The organism is Candidatus Bathyarchaeia archaeon, from assembly GCA_035935655.1.
Classification (GTDB): domain Archaea; phylum Thermoproteota; class Bathyarchaeia; order 40CM-2-53-6; family 40CM-2-53-6; genus 40CM-2-53-6.
In genome coordinates, this window is sequence record DASYWW010000037.1 from 175,047 (window position 1) to 194,016 (window position 18,970).

21 protein-coding genes are annotated in these 18,970 nt (G+C 51.9%); 9 read left to right on the plus strand and 12 right to left on the minus strand.

The features are described 5' to 3' along the window. Positions 1-8: 8 nt before the first annotated feature. Genes VGS11_06240 through VGS11_06265 form a run of 6 tightly spaced genes read right to left on the minus strand, consistent with a single transcriptional unit; the run spans position 9 to position 7,172 of the window. Positions 9-602: an SMC-Scp complex subunit ScpB gene (locus tag VGS11_06240; protein ID HEV2119687.1), complete on the minus strand. Its 594-nt coding sequence runs from the start codon at positions 600-602 to the stop codon at positions 9-11. Next, a complete protein-coding gene (locus tag VGS11_06245; GenBank protein ID HEV2119688.1) occupies positions 580-1,257 on the minus strand; it encodes a hypothetical protein in 678 nt (225 codons plus the stop codon). Before VGS11_06245 ends, VGS11_06240 begins: the two co-directional genes overlap by 23 nt. Then, on the minus strand, positions 1,254-4,784 hold the full coding sequence (locus VGS11_06250) for a chromosome segregation SMC family protein (protein HEV2119689.1): 3,531 nt from the start codon (positions 4,782-4,784) through the stop codon (positions 1,254-1,256). The genes VGS11_06245 and VGS11_06250 overlap by 4 nt, the downstream gene beginning before the upstream one ends. Before the next feature lie 44 nt (positions 4,785-4,828). Continuing rightward, positions 4,829-5,611 (minus strand): polyprenyl diphosphate synthase, encoded by a 783-nt coding sequence (gene uppS, locus VGS11_06255; GenBank protein HEV2119690.1) that lies wholly within the window; start codon positions 5,609-5,611, stop codon positions 4,829-4,831. Beyond that, the gene (locus VGS11_06260; GenBank protein ID HEV2119691.1) at positions 5,605-6,411 is read right to left on the minus strand and encodes an S-methyl-5'-thioinosine phosphorylase; all 807 of its coding nucleotides are present in this window, start codon (positions 6,409-6,411) and stop codon (positions 5,605-5,607) included. The genes uppS and VGS11_06260 overlap by 7 nt, the downstream gene beginning before the upstream one ends. Then, the gene (locus VGS11_06265; protein HEV2119692.1) at positions 6,408-7,172 is read right to left on the minus strand and encodes a hypothetical protein; all 765 of its coding nucleotides are present in this window, start codon (positions 7,170-7,172) and stop codon (positions 6,408-6,410) included. The genes VGS11_06260 and VGS11_06265 overlap by 4 nt, the downstream gene beginning before the upstream one ends. 99 nt (positions 7,173-7,271) lie before the next feature. Here VGS11_06265 and VGS11_06270 point away from each other — a divergent pair, with 99 nt between their 5' ends. After that, positions 7,272-7,985, plus strand: a complete 714-nt coding sequence (locus VGS11_06270; GenBank protein HEV2119693.1) for a TraB/GumN family protein — start codon at positions 7,272-7,274, stop codon at positions 7,983-7,985. Between the two features lie 151 nt (positions 7,986-8,136). Here the strand turns inward: VGS11_06270 and VGS11_06275 are convergent, their stop codons facing one another. The 3 genes from VGS11_06275 to VGS11_06285 form a co-directional block, all read right to left on the minus strand. Further along, on the minus strand, positions 8,137-8,961 hold the full coding sequence (locus VGS11_06275) for a molybdopterin-binding protein (protein HEV2119694.1): 825 nt from the start codon (positions 8,959-8,961) through the stop codon (positions 8,137-8,139). Between the two features lie 24 nt (positions 8,962-8,985). Further along, a complete protein-coding gene (locus VGS11_06280; protein ID HEV2119695.1) occupies positions 8,986-9,612 on the minus strand; it encodes a DUF4443 domain-containing protein in 627 nt (208 codons plus the stop codon). Positions 9,613-10,075: 463 nt separating this feature from the next. Further along, positions 10,076-10,288, minus strand: coding sequence for a hypothetical protein (locus VGS11_06285; protein HEV2119696.1), 213 nt, complete (start codon positions 10,286-10,288; stop codon positions 10,076-10,078). Positions 10,289-10,464: 176 nt separating this feature from the next. Here VGS11_06285 and VGS11_06290 point away from each other — a divergent pair, with 176 nt between their 5' ends. From VGS11_06290 to VGS11_06300, 3 genes are all read left to right on the plus strand, one after another. After that, the gene (locus VGS11_06290) at positions 10,465-10,842 is read left to right on the plus strand and encodes a 30S ribosomal protein S8e (GenBank protein HEV2119697.1); all 378 of its coding nucleotides are present in this window, start codon (positions 10,465-10,467) and stop codon (positions 10,840-10,842) included. Between the two features lie 7 nt (positions 10,843-10,849). Then, positions 10,850-11,182 carry a signal recognition particle subunit SRP19/SEC65 family protein gene (locus VGS11_06295; protein HEV2119698.1) on the plus strand — a complete coding sequence of 111 codons (333 nt, stop codon included), beginning with the start codon at positions 10,850-10,852 and terminating at the stop codon, positions 11,180-11,182. Positions 11,183-11,253: 71 nt separating this feature from the next. Continuing rightward, positions 11,254-11,868 carry a class I SAM-dependent methyltransferase gene (locus VGS11_06300; protein ID HEV2119699.1) on the plus strand — a complete coding sequence of 205 codons (615 nt, stop codon included), beginning with the start codon at positions 11,254-11,256 and terminating at the stop codon, positions 11,866-11,868. 33 nt (positions 11,869-11,901) lie between these two features. Here VGS11_06300 and tdh read toward each other — a convergent pair whose 3' ends face one another. Then, positions 11,902-12,957 carry an L-threonine 3-dehydrogenase gene (gene tdh, locus VGS11_06305; GenBank protein HEV2119700.1) on the minus strand — a complete coding sequence of 352 codons (1,056 nt, stop codon included), beginning with the start codon at positions 12,955-12,957 and terminating at the stop codon, positions 11,902-11,904. Between the two features lie 85 nt (positions 12,958-13,042). Here tdh and VGS11_06310 point away from each other — a divergent pair, with 85 nt between their 5' ends. The 5 genes from VGS11_06310 to VGS11_06330 all read left to right on the plus strand — a co-directional run bounded on the left by VGS11_06310 (position 13,043) and on the right by VGS11_06330 (position 17,025). Further along, a complete protein-coding gene (locus VGS11_06310) occupies positions 13,043-14,245 on the plus strand; it encodes a glycine C-acetyltransferase (GenBank protein ID HEV2119701.1) in 1,203 nt (400 codons plus the stop codon). A 31-nt stretch (positions 14,246-14,276) separates the two neighbouring features. Beyond that, positions 14,277-14,792 (plus strand): GNAT family N-acetyltransferase, encoded by a 516-nt coding sequence (locus VGS11_06315; GenBank protein ID HEV2119702.1) that lies wholly within the window; start codon positions 14,277-14,279, stop codon positions 14,790-14,792. A 226-nt stretch (positions 14,793-15,018) separates the two neighbouring features. Then, positions 15,019-15,612 (plus strand): SIS domain-containing protein, encoded by a 594-nt coding sequence (locus VGS11_06320; protein HEV2119703.1) that lies wholly within the window; start codon positions 15,019-15,021, stop codon positions 15,610-15,612. Positions 15,613-15,693: 81 nt separating this feature from the next. Next, complete coding sequence (locus VGS11_06325) at positions 15,694-15,957, plus strand: hypothetical protein (GenBank protein HEV2119704.1); 264 nt, start codon at positions 15,694-15,696, stop codon at positions 15,955-15,957. Between the two features lie 141 nt (positions 15,958-16,098). Then, complete coding sequence (locus VGS11_06330) at positions 16,099-17,025, plus strand: hypothetical protein (protein ID HEV2119705.1); 927 nt, start codon at positions 16,099-16,101, stop codon at positions 17,023-17,025. A gap of 67 nt (positions 17,026-17,092) precedes the next feature. On the opposite strand, the gene VGS11_06335 is transcribed toward VGS11_06330, so the two are convergent. Both VGS11_06335 and VGS11_06340 read right to left on the minus strand, forming a co-directional pair. Further along, positions 17,093-18,109 carry a G1 family glutamic endopeptidase gene (locus tag VGS11_06335; GenBank protein ID HEV2119706.1) on the minus strand — a complete coding sequence of 339 codons (1,017 nt, stop codon included), beginning with the start codon at positions 18,107-18,109 and terminating at the stop codon, positions 17,093-17,095. 184 nt (positions 18,110-18,293) lie between these two features. Continuing rightward, entirely contained in the window at positions 18,294-18,941 is a 648-nt protein-coding gene (locus tag VGS11_06340; protein ID HEV2119707.1) for an HAD-IB family phosphatase, read from the minus strand. Positions 18,942-18,970 lie beyond the last annotated feature (29 nt).

Below are 18,970 nucleotides of genomic sequence, written 5' to 3' on the forward strand. Positions count from 1 at the left end.
TAGAAGAATCAGCTATCCGGCTTAACCGTTTCTAACGATGCTGGCGCGTCCTCTCCTAGCTGGAGTACTTTCTTCAGTTCCCTTTTCATTAGCGACGGATCATGGTTGAGGTTGAAGTAGTCCGCGAACGTCGTAGTCGTCCTTAGCATTCTAGTTCTCCCTATTCTCTCGTCATTAATCAGATCCATGTCTTTCAACTGTTTCACATGAACGTAGGCCAGTTTTCCACGAACGCGTACGACATAGGACTGTGTGATGGGTTGCTTCAGAGCTATGAAAGATAGTGTTCGAAGAGGTCCCGGTGTTAGAAGAGGCCGGTTCGCTAGTTTTCGAACGTGCTTTGCAAATTCTGCCTTTAACTGCATGACAAACCGCCCGTCTGGAAGTTCGACAACTTGAATTGGGCTGCCAGCAATCTTGTAGCGTTTTGAAACCGCTGTCGCAATTCCGCGAATCTTATCCTCTGATCTAGCGCCGATGACAGACCCGATCATCTTCAAGTCTAAAGGCCTTCCAGATACATACAGTGCGGCCTCGCAGAGCTGCTGTTGTAGATCAGCAGATTTCAGCTGGGCTGTGCTAGTCGAAACTTGTGCTTCCATCGTTCTTCAACTCGATTTCGATATCTCCGAACTCGAAGGGCTGGGCGAGACCAACTCTTCCCTCCACGGCGAGGAATAGCAACATGATGAACATTCTCACTGCCTCCAGAGGATTACCCTTTCCGAGAAGGGTCAAGAAGGACACTTTCTTTCGCGCAGGACCAGCCTTTGTGAGTAATGTTTGGAGAAACGCTTTGATGTTTTCTTCTATCTTTACAAGGAAATCGTCAACTTGTTCGAACACCTCCGGCGGTCTAAGAACCATCTGTGCACTCGCCGGTAGCATTCTTTCCGCCGTTAGCACCTCCAATAATCCTTTGATAACTTCCTCAAAAGATGTGGTTGTCGATTCATATCGCAACGGAAAGGCAAGGGGTGGTGGGACGAAATCTGTGGGCCTTTCGAGCGGTGGTTTTGGTGGTTCTTCCATCTTCAGGATGAGCTCCGACTTCATGCGGAGGAGAATTGCAGAGGATAGAAGGGCAGTGCCGGAAACGGAGAAGTCGATGAAGCCGCGACCCCTCATCTCAAGCATAAGCTCATCAAGCAGATTTGCAAGATTTACATCCCACGGTTTCACCCGGTGAAGATGAATCAGATCAAAAAGGACCGCATAAGGTGCCTTCAGCCAGTACGCCTTTTCGTGCGCTGTCAATTGTTCTCGCCTCTTACCGGTAAGGACACGATCTGGCTGCTGCCTTTATCGATGAAGACTCCGAAGACTCTCTCTGCTCGCGATATTGTCGTGTCTTTGAGAGAGATTACGATGAACTGGGACATGCTGCTCCTCGATCTCAGAAGCGTTGCCAGACGCTTTGCATTCAGAACATCGAGATGCGCGTCGATCTCGTCCATCACGTAAAAGGGCATGGGATGGATCTGTTGAAGTGCGAGGAGGTAGCAGACTGTTGAGACGGACTTCTCTCCTCCACTCGCGCTACCAATTGTGAGCTCGGTTTTTCCAGGGAACTGAAGCAGGACATCGAGTCCGCCTTCGAACGGGTTTTCAGGATTATCCAGAACCATTCTTCCATTTCCCTCGCTGGTCATCTCTCGGAAAATACTCTGGAATGTCTCGTTCACCTTGTTGTATGCGCTCATGAAAGTGTCAAGTTTCCTCCTCTCTAGTTCGTTCATGAAGTCGAGGATCACTAGTTTCTCGCGCTCGAGTTCTCCAATCCTGACTGAGAGGTGTTTGTATCCTTCTTTCTGTGATTCGTATTGTTGTGCGGCGAGCTGGTTGATGGCGCCTATCTCGTCGCGTTCTTGTTCGAGGGCGCGTTTCATATCTTCGGCCGCCTTGATTAGGTCGGGGTGAGTCTCAAGGGGCCTCTCGAAGCCGAGTCCACTAAGTTGTCCTCTGAAGATCGTGAGTTGAGCGTCGACTTCTCTAAGTCCTGCTTTTAGATCGGTCACGCTTGCATTGAGAGGATCCATCATTTGCAAGAGTTTCCGAGTTGCCTTTTCGACTTCCACAAACTGTTCTTCGTACTTCTTTCGCTCATCTCCAACGCTGTCCAAATTTCCGACTAACCGCTCCTTCTCCTCGGTGAACTGCTTCATCCCTTTCTCTAGCGTCTGGAGTCGCTCAAGTGCTTCGCCGGCTCGGCCCTCTTCCCGATGAATCTCAGAGTCAAGCGCTCGCAGCTGTATTCGAATCTGGTCGATTCCCGGTCTCAGAGTCTCAAGAGAAGATTGTTCGGAAGATAGTCGGGATTCTAGTTCGAGTTTTTCTCGAAGAACAACCTGATTCTCGCGGGTGGCTTGGTCTCGCTCAGTTTCGAGCTGGGAGAGCGCTGACCTCCTGGAATCAAGTCTGAGTCTCGTTCTTTCTTCTTCTCTGACGGCGAGGCGCCGCTTCATCTCCGCTTGTTTTTCTGCAGTCTCCTCCAACAGGATTTTTTCTTTCGACATCGAGTTCTGAAGGCTGTCAATCCGTCGGGTAGTCTGCCGTAGGAAGGCTCTTGTTCTCTCGGAGCTCTTCTTGGCAAGTTCCACATCTCTTGCTAAGGCCTCTCGCGTCTTGCTCGCGGACACTCGGTCTTCCAATAGCTCATCTAGCTCCGTCTCAATCCGGTCAACATCGGACCGCGAACGCTGCACAACTGTTTCCAGCGACTTCACTGTTTTCTCAAGGCTTTCAAGCGCGGTAGAGCGGGGGACCAAGTTTGAAATTTCGAGCGGGGCTCTATAGTAACCGCTCTCCAAGCCTCCTCCGGGCTCATAAAGATCCCCGCTGGTCACGACGCATCGTTGCCCTTTGGCCGCTGTCAGGAAGGCTGCTCTTTGCGTTGTGGCGAGTATCGTATCGCCGAAGACGAACCGGACGGCAGGAGTGATGGACTTGTCTGACCGTACTACTTTCGAAAGGGGACCAACTATCCCGGATGCATTGTCTACCTCGAGTTCTTCTTCGAGCTCAAGATCTTCTATTGGAACTATCTTGACGCGTCCAAGCTTGGTACGTTTCAGGCTCTCGACACACCGGATTGCTACTTCTAGATTCTTCACAACCAGCGCTTTCATCCAGCCGGCGCTGGCTGATTGGATTGCCTTGCGGTACTCTTCAGGGAATTTGACGAGGTCTTCGAGACGACCATAGACGCCCTTCAGTGCGCCTTCATCAGCCATCTCTTCGATCTTCTCGATTGCCTTGTCTTCGGCCCCTATGTTGTCTGCTAGGGTTTTTTGGGTGTTGAATTCAACGACGGTGACTCTCGCCTTCTTTGCGATGTCAAAGGCTTCGTCGATCTCTTTCCTGCGCTGATCCTTGAGTTCACTGTATTCCTTTGTTTTTTGTTCGATTGTTTCGAGCCGCTTTTCTTCTTCCTTCTGAAGCTTTTCCATTTCTCGGATTCGGGTCTTCAGTTCTTCAGAGAGCTGGGAGAACTCCTTCTGGCGGGCTTCCAGGGTTTGCAGGTGGCTTGCGGTCAGGTCGAGTTTTGTCGAACTGCCCTTGCCTTGGGCGGTGAGGTTTGCGAGTTCCTTTCCCAGCCCGTCGATCTCGTCTTGGACATCTCGCAGTTTTTTGGTATCTTGGTCGAGGGACGCTCTGTTGGCGGTGAGTTTTTCGCTTATTTTTTCGACCTTGGAGGTGGAGTCTTCGAGCTTCTCTTCGATGACTTTTCGGTGTGAATGGAGGCTCTTGATCGAGCTAGATAGGGGTTTGATGGCGGTTTCCATCTCTTCAGCTTGTTTTGTGAAGGCTTCACGTTGTCTTGTGCGGGTTGCAACTAGATTCCTTGCCGTTTCTGCGGCGGACTTTGCTTCGACAATGCCTTTGCTCGCTTCTGCCATGCGTCTTTCAATGTCGAAGAGTTCCTGGTTTCCTTGCGTGACCGTTTTTTCCTCGAAGCTACGTCTTTCCGCCTCGATCTTTGCTCTTTGCTGCGTTAGGTCTTCTCGTTCTCGTCTTACTTGATCGAGCTTGAGCAGTTCCTGCTGGAGGGTTTGGGACATCTCGTGATCGCGGTTTTCGAGTGCCAGGATCTGGGCGGAAAGGATGCGGGCTTGTTGGCTGTTTATCTCTGTCTTGAGAAGGTTGAACCGGAGAAGGTCGTTTCTTTCTCTTTCCAACTGTTCTATTCTCTGTCTGACCTCGTCAACTCTCGCGGCGGCGACTTTGAGGTTTAGATCAGCCTCTTGCAACTGTACTCTCGCTTCGGCTTTCTTGGTCTCGAAGGTTCCGATTCCGATTAGGCTTTCCAGAATCCTTCTTCGTTCCTCCGTGCTGATCTCTGCGAGGCGGGTGATTGCGTGTTGTGAGATGAGGTTGAATCCGGTGACCTGGATGTCAGCTGAGCTCATTATGTCTTGGACTTGTTTTCTGGAGAGGCGTCTTCCGTTGAGGCGGTAGATTCCTTCTCCGCCTTTGGAGAATTCCCTGGATACTGTTACGAGGTCAGAATCTACCGGTAGCTTGCGGTCGCTGTTATCGAACTGCACGGCCACATAGGCGGAGCGGGCTCCTTCGCCCTGGGATTTGTGGACTAGGTCGGAGAGGCTTCTGCCTCGGAGTTCTCTGGGGCTCAGTTCGCCCAGCGCGAACTTGAGGCTATCTAGGATGTTGGATTTGCCGGATCCGTTGGGTCCGGTGATGACGGTGAATCCCGTGCCGAGGTTGATGGAGACCTTCTTGTTGAAGGTCTTGAATCCTCGAATGTCGATTCTCTTGATGAACACCAAGGCTAAGGCCCTGGACTCTCACTCGGAATCGTGGCGTGTTCTCATCGGCCGAATCTTCTGTAGCGCCTCTGATACAATCTGATGGCCCTTAAGAAATCGATTCTTCGAAACTCGGGCCAGTAGACGTCCACGAAGACGAGCTCGCTATATGCGGACTGCCAGAGGAGGAAACCGCTCAACCTTTCTTCGCCTGAGGTGCGTATTACCAAGTCGGGGTTCGGGTTGGGCAGGTGTGCTGTGTAGAGATATTTGTGGAATATTCCCTCATCGATATCTTGAGGTCTCAGGTTTCCCTGGTAAACGTCGTCCACGATCTTCTTTGTAGCATCAACGATCTCGGCGCGTCCGGTGTATGCGATTGCGATATTTAGGAAGTGACCTGAGTACTGGTCTGTCTCGTCCTCCAGTTTCTTCAGTGCATCTTGGAGGCTTTCGGGGAGGAGGTCTGTTCTGCCGAGGGCTTTGACTCTGACTTTCTGGGTATGAAGGCGCTTGTCTCTCCCAAGTTTCCTAGCCTCTTCTTCAACGAGTTTGAGGACGGCATTGACCTCTTCGGCTGGACGATCGAAGTTCTCGGTTGAGAAAGTGTATAGCGTAAGCGTCTTGATGCCGTATTCTAGGCACCAGTCCAGCACTTCTTCCCCAACTTTGGCACCGATCGTGTGCCCGTCGTTAGGTCGGAGGGCCTTTTCTACGGCCCATCTTCGGTTCCCATCAAGTATGATTCCGATATGTTCAGGCAACGGTTTTCCCTTTACCTGTTCGGTGAGCCATTTTTCGTATGCGGTGTATACTCCTGCGATTCTCAGCAGGCTGTCTAACATGTTTGTTCTTTGACCTCCGGTTTGTTCAATTGGGCCTGGGCGAGCGCTCTTCCGCAGGAGCAGCCCTCTCTCGTGTCAGGTATCTTACCTATAGCTTCTATGAGAATCTTGTTCAGGATCTGACCAGTTTCTCTTCCCTTCTCCTCCACTTCCTTGGCTGAGAGTGTTCTCTGCAGGCCTGCAGCCATGTTGGAGACGAAGCTCATGGAGGCATAACAGATCTCGAGCTCTCTAGCCAGGAAAGCTTCCGGAGCGCCCGTCATCCCTACGATTCCGCCTCCGAGGGTCTTGAGCATGCGAATCTCTGCCGGAGTCTCGTATCTTGGACCTTCGGTAGCAGCCATCACGATATCGTTTCGAAGGGTTTTCCTGTTGTCCGAAGCGGCGCTGGATATGGCGTTCCTCAACGTTGGGCAGTAAGGTTCGGACACGTCGACGTGAGTAACAGGAGCACCGTCATAGAACGTGCCTTTTCGTGATTTTGTAAAATCGATTAGGTCCGAGGGTATCACAATCTCTCCTGGTGTTAGGGTGGTGTCTATCGCGCCAACAGCGTTGGTTGCGATTATTCGTTCAACCCCTAGGCTCTTGAGTCCCCAGATGTTGGCACGGTAGCTTACTTTGTGAGGTGGGGCGGTGTGTTCTTCGCCATGTCGTGGTAGATAGATCGCTTCTCGTCCCTTGACTTGTCCGATGATCAGGGTTGGAGTTGGACCGTAAGGCGTGCCAACGATTCTTTCTTCTCCTTTGATGATGGACTTGACTCCTGAGCCGCCTATTATTGCGATGGGCGATCTCAATCTTGTTCCTCGTATAACGCGCCTAGCTCATGAAGCGATAGTTTCTCTCCCTGGCTGAGCTTCTTCTTTGCTGCCTCCTTGAGGTTCTGCTTGTGGGTTTCTTCTTTTTGGCGCTGGTTCATTTTCTCAGCTAGGTCGATTGATTTTCTGACTACTTGGTATTTCTCGTCGGTGTCTTTGTATTCTCCGCGAAGCGAGTTCAGGGATTTTCTGACATCTTCCTGTTTTATCTTGAGTGCTTCGAACCGTTCGGAGAGTATTACGATCTCCTCATGATGCTTCTGGCTCTCTTCGGCAAGCTCCTGGATTTTTACATGGAGCTCGTCTGCCTCCTTGTTGTCTCTGGCGGTCGCATCTCTTAGTCGTAGGATTTTTTTGGACGCGGTTACCTGGATCTCAAGCGCACGGATCTTGATCATCAGACGCTTCTCTTCGTCTTTGCCTAGCGGTGCGGATTGTACTTGCCATTCGAGCTGTTGCAGCTCGTGTTCGGCTGTTACGGACTGGAGTAGTTTGGGCGCTGTTTTCTGGAGGGTCTTGAGTTTTGTGACGTTCTGTCTTGCTTTGTCTCGAAGGTTGTCACGGGTTTTCTTGAGGGCCCTGACAGTCTCGTTGAGCTCGTCGCGGGTTTTCCGGCTCTGCAGTAGTTCTGTGCGGGTAGTGTCAAGCTTGTTTCTCACCTCGGCGAGTGCTCCGAGGAGTTTTCTCTCGTCGGTTTTGATCCGCTGGCGCTCGTCCGCGAGCGTGTCGAGATTGGTCATAGATGGGATCCCGTTTGACTACTAACGGGTTCTGATGTTTGGATTGGGGAAGCCGCCTTATAGACGTTCAACTGGTCCTGACCGGAGGGAGGCTAACGCCTGGAGCGGGTTGGAAGTCGCTTGTCAATGATCGGGACGGTCCATGTAGATGCTGCTAGTGCGACGGCTGTCAGAGACGGTATCGTCGCGTTGAAGCCGGAGGTTGTGGCTTTGGAACTTGACGAGGGACGGTTGATTGCTCTGGAGAATCCGAAGGCTCAGAGCGGGCGAGGCGTCGGACTATCATTTCTGACCATGGCGTTGTTGGAGAGGTTTGCGGGACGGATGACTGGGTCAGCACCGGGAACAGAGATGCTGGAGGCAGCCAAGGCGGCGAAGGCTGTAGGGTCCAGGGTAGAGTTCATTGATCTTCCGATTGCAATTACGGGTGCAGCTTTGAGGAACTTGCCCCGGAAGGAAAAGGCGAAGCTGGTGGTGGATGCCTTGGTGAGCCTGGCGGTATTACCGTTCAGCAGGATAAACTGGTCGAAGGTCACCGAGGATATGGACTCGCAGATCGGGGCTTTCCGGAAAAGCTACCCGGTCTTGAGCAGAATACTGATCGACTCGCGTGAGGAGTACATGATCAAACGGTTGAAGATGGTCATGGACTCCACGACGGGACAGGTCTTGGCGGTTGTAGGGCTCGGACACAAGGCGTCACTGGCACGGGCGCTTGCAGTGTATATGCCAGGACCAGGGTTCCAGACAGGCTTCTCCTTTCAGATCTCAAGCGATGGTACGAAGCAAGAAGGGCCAGGCATGGAACCTTGAACGTGGGAATCGCCGCGTTTCACGAAGGGCGGGACGCGGGAAAAATGACCACCCGGGGGGGGTCACTAGAAAAAGAATACTTATGCAATAGTTAGGCAATAAAAGAAAGTTAGCAGAAAAAAATGGCAACAGGAAAAAAGGAAGTTACGATTCAGGCATTTTCCCTGCCGTACTTTCCTGGACTTTTCGGGTGGGCATCGGCCGACTTCGATAGTTCGCGAAGAAGGTATCCGATCGCGTTGTCAAGTTTCGCGCGAGATTCGGGGTCCACGCTGTAGACATGAAGCTGTATCAGGCTCCGAGTTCCGCCATCACGCCCCCGTGGATGGGACTTGAAGTATAGTCCCGGAAAAGCCCTACGCGTACGGTCTAGGGCAGGCGCGAGCGCCGACTCGATAATTCCCGCAAGACCAATGGACTCTTCTTTTGGAGACGTTGCCTTTGATCCTCTCAGTATAGGAATTATGGATCCTTTGAAGATGGCTTTCATCTCAGACGGCACTCCTGGCAGGGAGACTAGCTGTGTCTTGCCAACCTTGATCGTGACTCCAGGGGCTGTACCGACGGGATTCGGCAGAGGTTGAGCGCCGTCCGGCAAGGTGGCCATTTTTCTACGGAACCGGGTTAGACCCGTGGACGCCTCCAGCGTACTGTAACGGGCTTTCACCATGGCGAACGCTTCCGGATTGAGCGCTAAGTGCTTGTTCAATGCGAGAGCGATTCCCTTCAGAGTCATGTCATCATGTGTTGGCCCAAGACCCCCCATCGTAATCAGCAGGTTAGACTTTCTCCGGAGAGCGCCCGTAACCCCGTCCTTTATGGACGGAAGAGAGTCTCGAAGGACTGTGATCCTCTGAAGGGTCCAGCCAAACTTCGTCAGACGTTTTGCGATCCAGTGAGAATTCGTATCCAGCGTATGCCCGATCAGTAGTTCGTTGCCGACAGAGATAATCTCCACCGTCGGCGATCTATTCACTTTGGTTGGCCCCTTTACCTCGTACTAGTGTTTTTCCAAAGAGAGAACGGCGGCTAGTGCGCCTGAAAGGCCCCGATGAGCATCCTTCCCAAACCCGATTATCACGAGATCATTTTCGGAGAGACTGAAGAGTTCTCGAATGCGGGCATCTTCACGGGGCGATAGCTCGGCTACCTTCTTGTTATCAGGCGGAATCGAAAGCCTGCCATTGACAACCGCTATTGTCAGGGTCCCTTCAGCGCCAACCTTGATGGCCTCGTCCCTCTGCGAGACTCCTGTGATTCCGGGCTTGTACCTTTTCGCCAAATGAACTCCTACCGAGATTTTGCCAGGAACAAGATCCATCTCATCTAGCGTCTTGATCTTGCGAACGGCTATTTGCTTGAGGTACCTCTGCAGCGTTCCTTGTCCCTGCGTGGAAAGCTTGACGCCCGTTCCCTCACCAACCTCAACCAAGCCCTGCTCCGCGAGCCTCTCAAGCAAGCCTCGGGTGACGCCGTCGTTGATTTGAAGAGCTTGGGCTAGAGCGCGGCGTCCCACAGGACCCTCTTGGTCAATGAGGACTAGAGCGTTTAGAAGCTGGACGGGAGTAAGCTGGGGAAGCGGGCCTCTCGCTCCACGACGCCATTTGTCAAGCATCTCTTCAAGCATGGAATCCGACAACAGGGCGATCACGCCACCGGAAAGTTAACTCTTCGCAAGAAGGAACAATGCCTGCTTCAAGCCCTTGCAATGGACAGAAATTATAGAGGCTGGCTCTGACGGTTTTCGGTCAGGAGGAGAACTCCCTGAACAATTTCCTAGTCAGGCCCATCCAAGCGACAGATCGTAATTGGGTCGAATCGTTCATTAGATCTCACTGGGGTTCTGAGATTGTCGTCGAAAAAAGCCTAGTCATTCGGCCAGCCGAGCTGGATGGTTTTGCGGCCTTCAAAGAAGAAAAACCAGTAGGCTTGTTGACCTACAAGATCCGCGGTCCTGATTGCGAGATCGTCACCCTCGACAGCGCCACCGATTAGGGACGAGCTAGAACTTGAGCTTGAACTCTAAGGCTAAGACTTCTTCGAAAACACGATATTAAGAGGGATTCTCTTTGAACGAAGCTAAGCCTAGGCTACTTTTTCTTGTCGCTGAGCCACCATTTCAGATAGTCCTTGTGGCGACGTTTTTTCTCTTCGTCTGCAGACTCTTCGGTGCGAAGCATCCTTTCTCGTCCTTCTAGAAGGTTTTGCTGGGTGAAGGTTAGCCCGCAGCTCTTACACGCGTATTGCTTGATTGCAGGGTCATAACTTAGGTTTCCACCGCACTCCAAGCAATAGTTAGGCAAACTTCTCCTCGAGAAGAAATTTGGCTCCGGAACCAGATAAAGATTCGGTTACTCAAACGGTGAGAAAACAAAAGAAATTGTCCAGTCGATGACGAAAATCGTGTCGCGTGGAGAACGGTTAATATGTCGACTGTGCCGGTCAGAATTCGATTCGATTGCCTCGATACCATGGCAATATGCACAAGAAGAAACCTACTGGTGGGGTTAAGCGCAGCTGGCGTGGAAAACGCGCGTTCGAAGCCGGCGGAGAACCAGTTGAGACGACCCTAGGCAAGGTCAAGCAAAGAAGGGTTGGAATCCGAGGCGGGGCAACCAAAATAAGACTGGCTGCAGCAGACTGGGCTGTTGTCACAGACAAGTCGACGGGGAAATCGTCGAAATCGAAACTCCTGCGGGTTGTCAAGAACCCGGCGAACGTTGACTACCAGAGGAGAGGAGTGATCACAAAAGGTGCCATCGTCGACACCGAACTCGGTCAAGCACGTGTAACCTCTCGTCCAGGACAACACGGAGTCATAAACGCGGTCCTCGTATCTCAAACCAGCAAGTCATAGTAAGAAGGTGGAGCCGGTGAAAAACCCGGGTCACATTATCATCTGGCCATTTCACATCGACAGCACCAAGACCCGAGGCGAGGGCAGAAAACTCCCGATAACAAGAGCTATCAAACAACCAAACCTCAGAGAGATCGTGCAAGCAGCCACAGCACTGGGTTACGTTCATGAGCCGAAAGAAAAATCGGCAATGCCCAGCCTTCACTGGGAAAAGGCAGGATACATCACGGTGAAGAAGACAGCTCCGAAGGTTGCAATGCTCAAATCGATCGCTGGGGAGATCGTAAAAATGCGACAGAAAGAAGCCCAGGCTGCCGAGCCAAAGAAAGATAGGCGATAGGAAGAGTAGATGATGGCCGGACACCGATCTCGCCAATTAACCGGTTAGAGTCCTTCTGAAGATGATTCATCTTGAATCCAAGGCAGATTGTGAAAGCAGGGTACAACAAAATCATCCTAGAATACCTTGCCAGCAGAAAGAATGATTCAGAAGACGTCCAACTGTTACACGAGATAGTTGAACGATTACCCAAGAATGCAATTGTTCTGGACGCAGGTTGCGGTGCTGGCTATCCCATAACTCAATTCCTCGCCGAGCACTTCAAGGTGACCGGAGTAGACTTTGCTCGGGAACAAATTCATTCGGCGAAAAAGAGACTCCCAACTGTCGAGTTCATCTGCGCTGACATCTCGAACTTGCCGATCCGCGGAAATGCGTTTGACGGTGTTTGTTGTTATTATGCAATTATTCACATTCCTCGTAGCGAGCATCGGAACATCCTTGACGGTTTTCTCAGCATCCTGAGGCCAGGTGGGTTGGCTCTGTTATGCATGGGAGCGGGAGATCTTCCGAAAGACTGCAGTCGTTATCGTGGTGCTCCCATGTTTTGGAGCCACTTTGACCGCAAGACCAACCTCAGAATGATCAAGAATTCTGGACTTAACATTCTTTGGTCCAAGAATATCCGAGATTCCACGGATCCGAATAGCGTGCATCTCTTTGTCCTTGCTCAGAAGGTAGGTTAGGACTGGACGTAACGCCGGTCTCTGGATTTTTGGCTAGGAATGTTTCTTGTTTGGATACATTATGATCTTGCCGGAGCGTCCTGACTTCATTAAGGCGAATGCCTTCGAGAACTCTTCCAAATCGAATCTGTGAGTTATCAGCTTCGACAGGTCCACCTGACTCGCCTTCAGTACCTCGGCGGTCTTGTACCAGGTTCCGAATAGCCGGCGACCAAAAACACCGCGAACATGAGCGTCTTTGAAGACAATCCAGTTTGCGACGTCAAGTTCGACCCTCTTCGAGGGCAATCCGAAGAGGACGGCGGTTCCGCCGGGACGAAGGACCTTGAAGCCTTCCTCGAATGAGGGCTGGGCCCCGGACATCTCAAAAAACGCGTCCACTCCCCGCCCATCTGTCAAGCGCATGATCTCCTTCACTGGATCCTGTTGGGATCCGTTGATCAGGATGTCCGCGCCCATGTCTTTTGCGAGCTTCAATCTGTAGTCGACAATGTCGACTCCGATAATCTTGGTCGCTCCGAATGACTTGCAGAGTCCGATGAGGCATGCGCCTATTGGACCGCAACCAAGGATTGCGACTGTGTTCCCAGAGATCTCGGCCGCGGACGCGGCATGTACAGCATTGCCGAGCGGCTCTTGAGCCGAAGCAACCTCGATCGGGATCTTTCTATCGTTTAGCCAAGCATGCTGTTCGTTGAGGACGTGGTACTCTGCGAAACAACCATCCGTGTCGACTCCTCGGAGATGCATTCTCTCGCAGATGTGAGCGTTCCCAGTTCTGCACTGGAAGCATTTGCCACAGAAAATGTGGGTCTCGCCGGAGATAATGTCGCCTTCGCGGAGGTCGGATACCTCCTTGCCTACCTCAATGATCTTGCCTGCGAATTCGTGTCCCATGACCATTGGAGGTTTGACTTTGTCATGGATCGATTCATGCCAGTCGTAGATGTGTATGTCTGTTCCACAGATTGATGTGGCTTCGATCCGGACGAGAATGTCTCTGAGACCGGGTTTGGGTGTTGGCCATTGCTCGAAGGCCGCGCCGGGACCCGGGGTTGTCTTAACAACTGCGTGCATCTTTTCTTTCAACAGATTTCCTCGAAACTGTGTGTTAGCCGCGCAGAGAGCGCTGTAAAACGTTTTAGATTAGAAACAAATTCTCAACCCTGAGATTATGAGCCAGGAATCCGGTTTCCAGAGAGCTTCACTTCTAGACGCACTGCGGGAAGAGCTTAGAGGACTGGATCAACAGGATTTTCTGTGGCGTGTCCGGACCCTTCAGAGTCCGTCTGCGCCGCATGCCAAAGTGGATGGCAAGAACGTCATCGTTCTCTGCTCAAACAACTATCTTGGACTCGCGAACCACCCCAAGCTAAAGCAAGCCGCAATTGCCGCGACAAGAAAGTATGGAGCGGGGAGCGGGTCGGTGCGAGTCATCGCCGGAACGATGAACCTGCATGTTAGGCTGGAGAAGGAATTAGCGGATTACAGGGGAACCGAGTCTTCGATTACTTTCCAGTCTGGCTACGCCACGAACCTTGGAACGATAATGTCTTTGGTCGATGAACGTGACCTCATAATAAGCGATGAGCTGAACCATGGTAGCATAATCGACGGTTGTCGTCTGACGAAGGCGGAGAGGCGGGTCTACAAGCACAAGGACATGGGCGACCTTGAGAAACAGCTCAATGGGACAGAACGTTTCCGTAGAATCCTAATCATAACAGATGGGGTCTTTAGCATGGACGGAGACATCGCTCCGTTGAAGGATATCGTCCAGCTCGCCCGGGAGCACAGCGCGATAACGTATGTGGACGATGCTCACGGGGACGGGGTCTTAGGCAAAGATGGCAGGGGAGTTACCAACCACTTCCACCTGGAGGGAAAGGTGGATGTTGACATGGGAACTTTCTCGAAGGCTTTCGGCTGCGTCGGAGGATACGTGGTCGGGTCGAAAGATCTCTGCACGTATTTTCAGAACAAGGTCCGAAGCTACCTGCTCTCCGGGTCCCAACCGCCCGCAGTTGCCGGAGCGTGCATTGCGGCTCTTCAGATTGTGCAAGAGCAGCCCTCGTTACTGAGTAAGCTCTGGGCCAACACACTTTACTTCAAAAACGGTCTGAAAGATATCGGCTTCGACACTGGAAACAGCGAGACTCCAATCACGCCAGTGATAGCCGGGGATGCCGGTAAGGCTCGCGAACTGGCTGAAAACCTCTTCAAGCTCGGAATATTCGTTCTCCCGATTGTCTACCCGATGGTTGCGAAAGACAAAGCAAGGGTCAGGACAATTGTAACCAGCGCGCACACAAGGAAGGATCTCGATTTGGCACTGGTAGCATTTCGAAAGGCTGGCAGACAACTAGCTCTGATCTGACCACAGTTGTCCTTGCTCGGGATTCGCATTGGTGAAGAAGAATAAAGGAGCAAAGAAGAGCCGAAGTCTAGCGTTCAAAGTTCGCAAGGCTACATTGAAAGATGTTCCGGTCTTGGTTCGCCAGCGCAGGGAGATGTGGCGCGTTCTTGGGGAGAGAGACCCGGAAGAGTTGGACAGAGCTGACAAGGTCTACGCCCGGTGGTCACGATCAAGAATGAAAAGCGGGAATTTGATGGGATGGGTGGCCGAGGATCGGGGCAAGATACTTGGTGGAGGATGTGTGTGGCTGCAGCCTGTTCAACCGCGGCCAGGGTACAGTCTCATGGTCCAGCCATACCTACTATCAATGTATACGGAACCTCGGTCAAGGGGACTGGGCGTGGCCTCCGGTATTGTGGAGAAAGCTCTGGAGTGGTGCCGATCGAACGGGTTTCCGCAGCTTCGGTTGCATGCTAGCGTGATGGGAAGGAAAGTCTACCGCAAGCATGGTTTCGAGCGGACTTGGGAAATGAGGCGTAGAATCAAGAAGCTCAGAGAAGATAGCTAACCGGTCATTTTGACAGAGAAGTTTAGGTACCAAGCGATCGTCTGAGCTGGTCTTGTCACGTGTGGTTCCGAGATGCTCCTGCGGTGGAGAGCTAGTTATCGTAGGTGAGAATCAGAGCCCGGAAGGCTGGAGGACTGGTTTCAAGCTTGAATGCAAGAAATGCAGAAAGAGATGGACCTACTCAGGCGGAACCTACCGTGCAGACCCGGCTTCTAGTTGATATGAAATGCCCTTTTCCGCGATGGAACAAGAGATCTGGAACCAGGCAGAAGACATTCCGAAATTCGCTTTACAAGCCCGACGACTCTATCGTTTCAAGCTCAAACCCTCTTCTCTGATATTCGCCGGGTCAGGGGACTCGTACGCGGCCGCAGTCTTTGCGCAGGAATTGTCGATGGGATATGCCGTTGCTTCAGATCCCTGCGAGCTTTTGAGAAGAATCTCAAGGGTTAGAGGAAAAAATCTCGTCATAGTCTCCATCAGTGGCAAAACACGCGCAAATGTCGAGCTAGCTCGAAGGTCAAAGCGAATCGCAAGAGAACGAATAGCTGTCACTTCTAATCCAGATAGCCCCCTTGCACATGAATGCGATCAAACTCTGCCTCTGTCGTATCGAACTGCCGAAACGCCAACGCCGGGCACGATTAGTTTCACCGCTAGCCTAATTGCATGTGCAGCTATTCTCAGACAGCTTCCCAGGACCATCAAACTTGACGGGGCGCTCAGCAAGGCTCGTGAATGGGCAACGAGCCAAGGGACAGTCGGAAAGGGCTCATTCGTTTTCGTTGGCTCCTCGGTGAATTATGCACTCTCAATCTAAGGAGCTGCAAAGATACGAGAAGCGTTAGGCGAGAAAGCTGAGGCTGAATATCCTGAGCAGCTTGGCCACTCGAGACTGTTCGTGATTGACAAGAAGAACGACACAATCATTTGCGTATCTTCTGGACAGGACAGGTCCCGCCGGATCCAAAGGCTACTCGACAGGAACGGTTTCCGAACCAGACTCCTGACGCCACATGGAGAGAATCCCGTCCAGACAAGCTTGGAGGTTGCTATCCACCTGCAACAACTGGCCCTCACGCCTGCTAGGAAACGTGGAATGAAGGACCCCGCATTCGTAGCCGACTCCAGCAGGCTGAAGCTAAGCAGTAAGATGATCTACTAAGACCTGACGGTGAAGTCGCGGTAGAGGTGGATAACCATAGTTCGCTCCGGGAATAGGCAGTGATCTTGAGTTAAGTCATCGAGGAGCGACAACGGATAACCTTAAGCCATGTTCTCACCGGCCCTGATTTTGATTTTTCGATTGATAGAAGAGAGAAAATCCAAGATTGCGCTCGTCCTTCTCGTACTTGGTGTGTTGATGATTGTCCCTCGAGAGCCTGTGGCGGTCAGGGCCCAACTGGTGGGCAAAGTTTGCATCGCGGATATTGCTACAACTTTCTGTCCAACAAGCCCGACGATCGTTTCCGGAACGGTAGGCACGCCATTAAACGTGGCGGTCAATATTCAGGGCTCTGATGTAATGAACGGTTTCGACATTTTCGTCAAATCCGACACCGCCACAGTTCAGCCTATCGGTGTAAACATGACTGGAACGGTGCTAGGTACAAACACTCTAGCGTTTGCCGACTGCGTTGAGTTTGTCGGTTCGGGATGCGGGACTCTTTTGAATGGTCCCGGTATTGTACGTTTTGCCCTAGTCGCTCTAGGCACAGTCGTCCTGGCTCCTGCCACGGGCAGATTGTTCAGCATAGGCTACAGGGTACTCCAAAACTCGACTGGAATCAATGTGGGCTTTCAGACCGGCTGCACAGGAGGGAGCGTGCCATCGGGTCTTTGCATTCTGGTGGTAAACGCGGGGGTGGCTGTTCCAGAGACCGCCCAAGAGAGTGCGACGCCTGGAATTGGAGACTTCTCCCTTTCAGGAGACCAGTTGATCACGATTCCGCGAGGAACAGAAGCATCAGGACTGGTGAACGTGCTAAGCCAAGGAGGCTTCTTTGGAGGCATCACGCTATCCACAACGATTTCGCCCGTCAGAAAGGACGGTCCTGTCGCTGTTCTGAGTACGTCTCTCGTTTTCATTCTGCCAGGAACATCCTCAACAGTCAGGCTGCTGATAAGCACCTCCCTGCGCACGCATCCCGGAAATTACAACGTCATTATTACGGCAACAAGCGGGTCTAAAACGCACTCAATGACTGTGGTCATTACTGTTCCCCGCCGATAATCCGATACGACAATTATCACTAGGGAAGTTTCTAGCACTTATCGACTAGCGCGTTGCTCTTCTGGACCTATGGTCCGGCAGACATCCACCACACAGAGAAGCTCGTCCCATCATTCCAAAATGGAAGGAATGATCTAGCTTTGGCATATCCAGCAGAATCGACCATTGTATCTTGCACTAAACTGAATGATCCCATTGGACCCGACGAATCAGCAGTGGTGACGATACAGTTCGAGAAATAGACTTTGTCGAATTTGGCGAGGGGGACGGTTGAGTTGGTCTTGAGAGACAATGGAGCCTCGACTATCCATTCTGCAGAAGCTCTCCAAGCGGACCTGTCTATAGTCGAATTGACATCGCTTCCAGTCCATCCTTGAGTGAAGTCGGCAAGTGTAGCTGTGAAAACGTTATTGCTCCAGCTGACCTCGGCTGTCACCTTGTCTCCGGCGCTCACGGGTTTGTTGAAGGATTTGGGACTCGCGGGGTACCATTCAACAAATGACTCATAGACCGGGATAGCCATACCGTTGGCAATCATACAGCCCGCGACGATTCCAGTCTGTTCGAGTGTCCCTGTGTCGTTCCGGACCCCGTCTATCCCAACCCAGAAACTCGAATACTGGTCCGCTGTCACCCTGGTACAATTCATGACGGGAACGATCCACGTGCCCTTTACGTCAGTTATCGATGATATCGGGTGATAGAGCTTGTAGCCACTCCATGAAGTCGAGAAATCCTGGCCGACCACCGAGTATGGATTTCTCGGGAGAACTGGCGAAAACTGCGTCTTAGTCATATTTGCGACGACTGCTCCGAGACCGACCAGGGCCAGTAGAAGAACCGCGATGGAAATCTTGTATATTCGATGTTCATGCGTTTTTTCCTCGCGATATGGAACCCAAGAGCCAGGCCGCTGGGGCTCAGTAGCCAGGACTTGACTTCCAATTGGAGTCGTGAGGACGGGTGCTAGCCGCCCTGCGCACCAGGGACAAAATACTGTCGTGTTTGGAACAAGCCTCCGACAGCTCTGACAAGTGACGAGTTTCGGTGCCGGCTGTTCGCTGGCTACCGACTTCTGGGCCATTACCAGTTGGGCGTTGATTGAGGATTGACGAAACCGTCCGCATGAGGGACAGCGTTGAGCAGACGCTGGTAGTTCAGTCCCGCATGTATCGCACGTGACCAAATCTCGCAATTCCCCTCATCGCTAGGGCTCAATGGAGGACAAAAGTCTGCCGGAAATATGGCGATCGCAAATGCTTGTAGTTTCAGATTACCGTTAGCAGCTGGTGGTACACGTCGAGAAGATCGTCAGTCTCCACGTGATGTGACGCTGAGGCCTTGACCTTGTCAGTCTTAGCGTTCAATGCAACAGAGTACCGCACAATGCGGAAGACTGGGATATCGTTAATCCAATCGCCCACGTGAGCACATCGGGACGGAGGAATGCCCGTCCATGCACAATATTTTCGCAAGCCGAGTCTTTTGTCAGGTAGCGGTTCTATTTCGCCGGTGAATACTCCGCCTTTGATCGCGACTTTGGAGCCGACGTAGCCTTCGAACCCGAACCTTTCGATCATGTAGGCGCACAAGAAATCTGGATTATCAGTCAAGAGAATAACTCGGATGCTATGACTTTCCAGTTTCTCCACTGTTTCCCTGACGTTTTTGATCACTTCGACCTTCGAGACCTCTCGTAGAATATCATTGAGCTTCATTCCTTGGAGAAGCCTGTACTGTGAGACCAAGAGTTGTCCCTTTGTGATCCTTCGATGAAGATGCATTTCTTCAAAAGAGTCCCATTTCTCTCCGATTCCAAGAGATCGAGCGGCTTGGGTGAGGGCTGCTTTGCGAAAAATCGTTCCATCAACGTCGAACGATACCATTGAGAGGGAGGAGAACGGCAGAATCTTCACCCGTCCACGACTATCGCTCCTTTCCGGGA

Bases quoted from the DNA above. Each gene is read 5' to 3' on its own strand.
- VGS11_06240 (HEV2119687.1), bottom strand. From the start codon at position 602: ATGGAAGCACAAGTTTCGACTAGCACAGCCCAGCTGAAATCTGCTGAT.
- uppS (HEV2119690.1), bottom strand. From the start codon at position 5,611: ATGTTAGACAGCCTGCTGAGAATCGCAGGAGTATACACCGCATACGAA.
- VGS11_06265 (HEV2119692.1), bottom strand. From the start codon at position 7,172: ATGACCAATCTCGACACGCTCGCGGACGAGCGCCAGCGGATCAAAACC.
- VGS11_06280 (HEV2119695.1), bottom strand. From the start codon at position 9,612: ATGCTTGAAGAGATGCTTGACAAATGGCGTCGTGGAGCGAGAGGCCCG.
- VGS11_06290 (HEV2119697.1), top strand. From the start codon at position 10,465: ATGCACAAGAAGAAACCTACTGGTGGGGTTAAGCGCAGCTGGCGTGGA.
- VGS11_06310 (HEV2119701.1), top strand. From the start codon at position 13,043: ATGAGCCAGGAATCCGGTTTCCAGAGAGCTTCACTTCTAGACGCACTG.
- VGS11_06320 (HEV2119703.1), top strand. From the start codon at position 15,019: ATGCCCTTTTCCGCGATGGAACAAGAGATCTGGAACCAGGCAGAAGAC.
- VGS11_06335 (HEV2119706.1), bottom strand. From the start codon at position 18,109: ATGGCCCAGAAGTCGGTAGCCAGCGAACAGCCGGCACCGAAACTCGTC.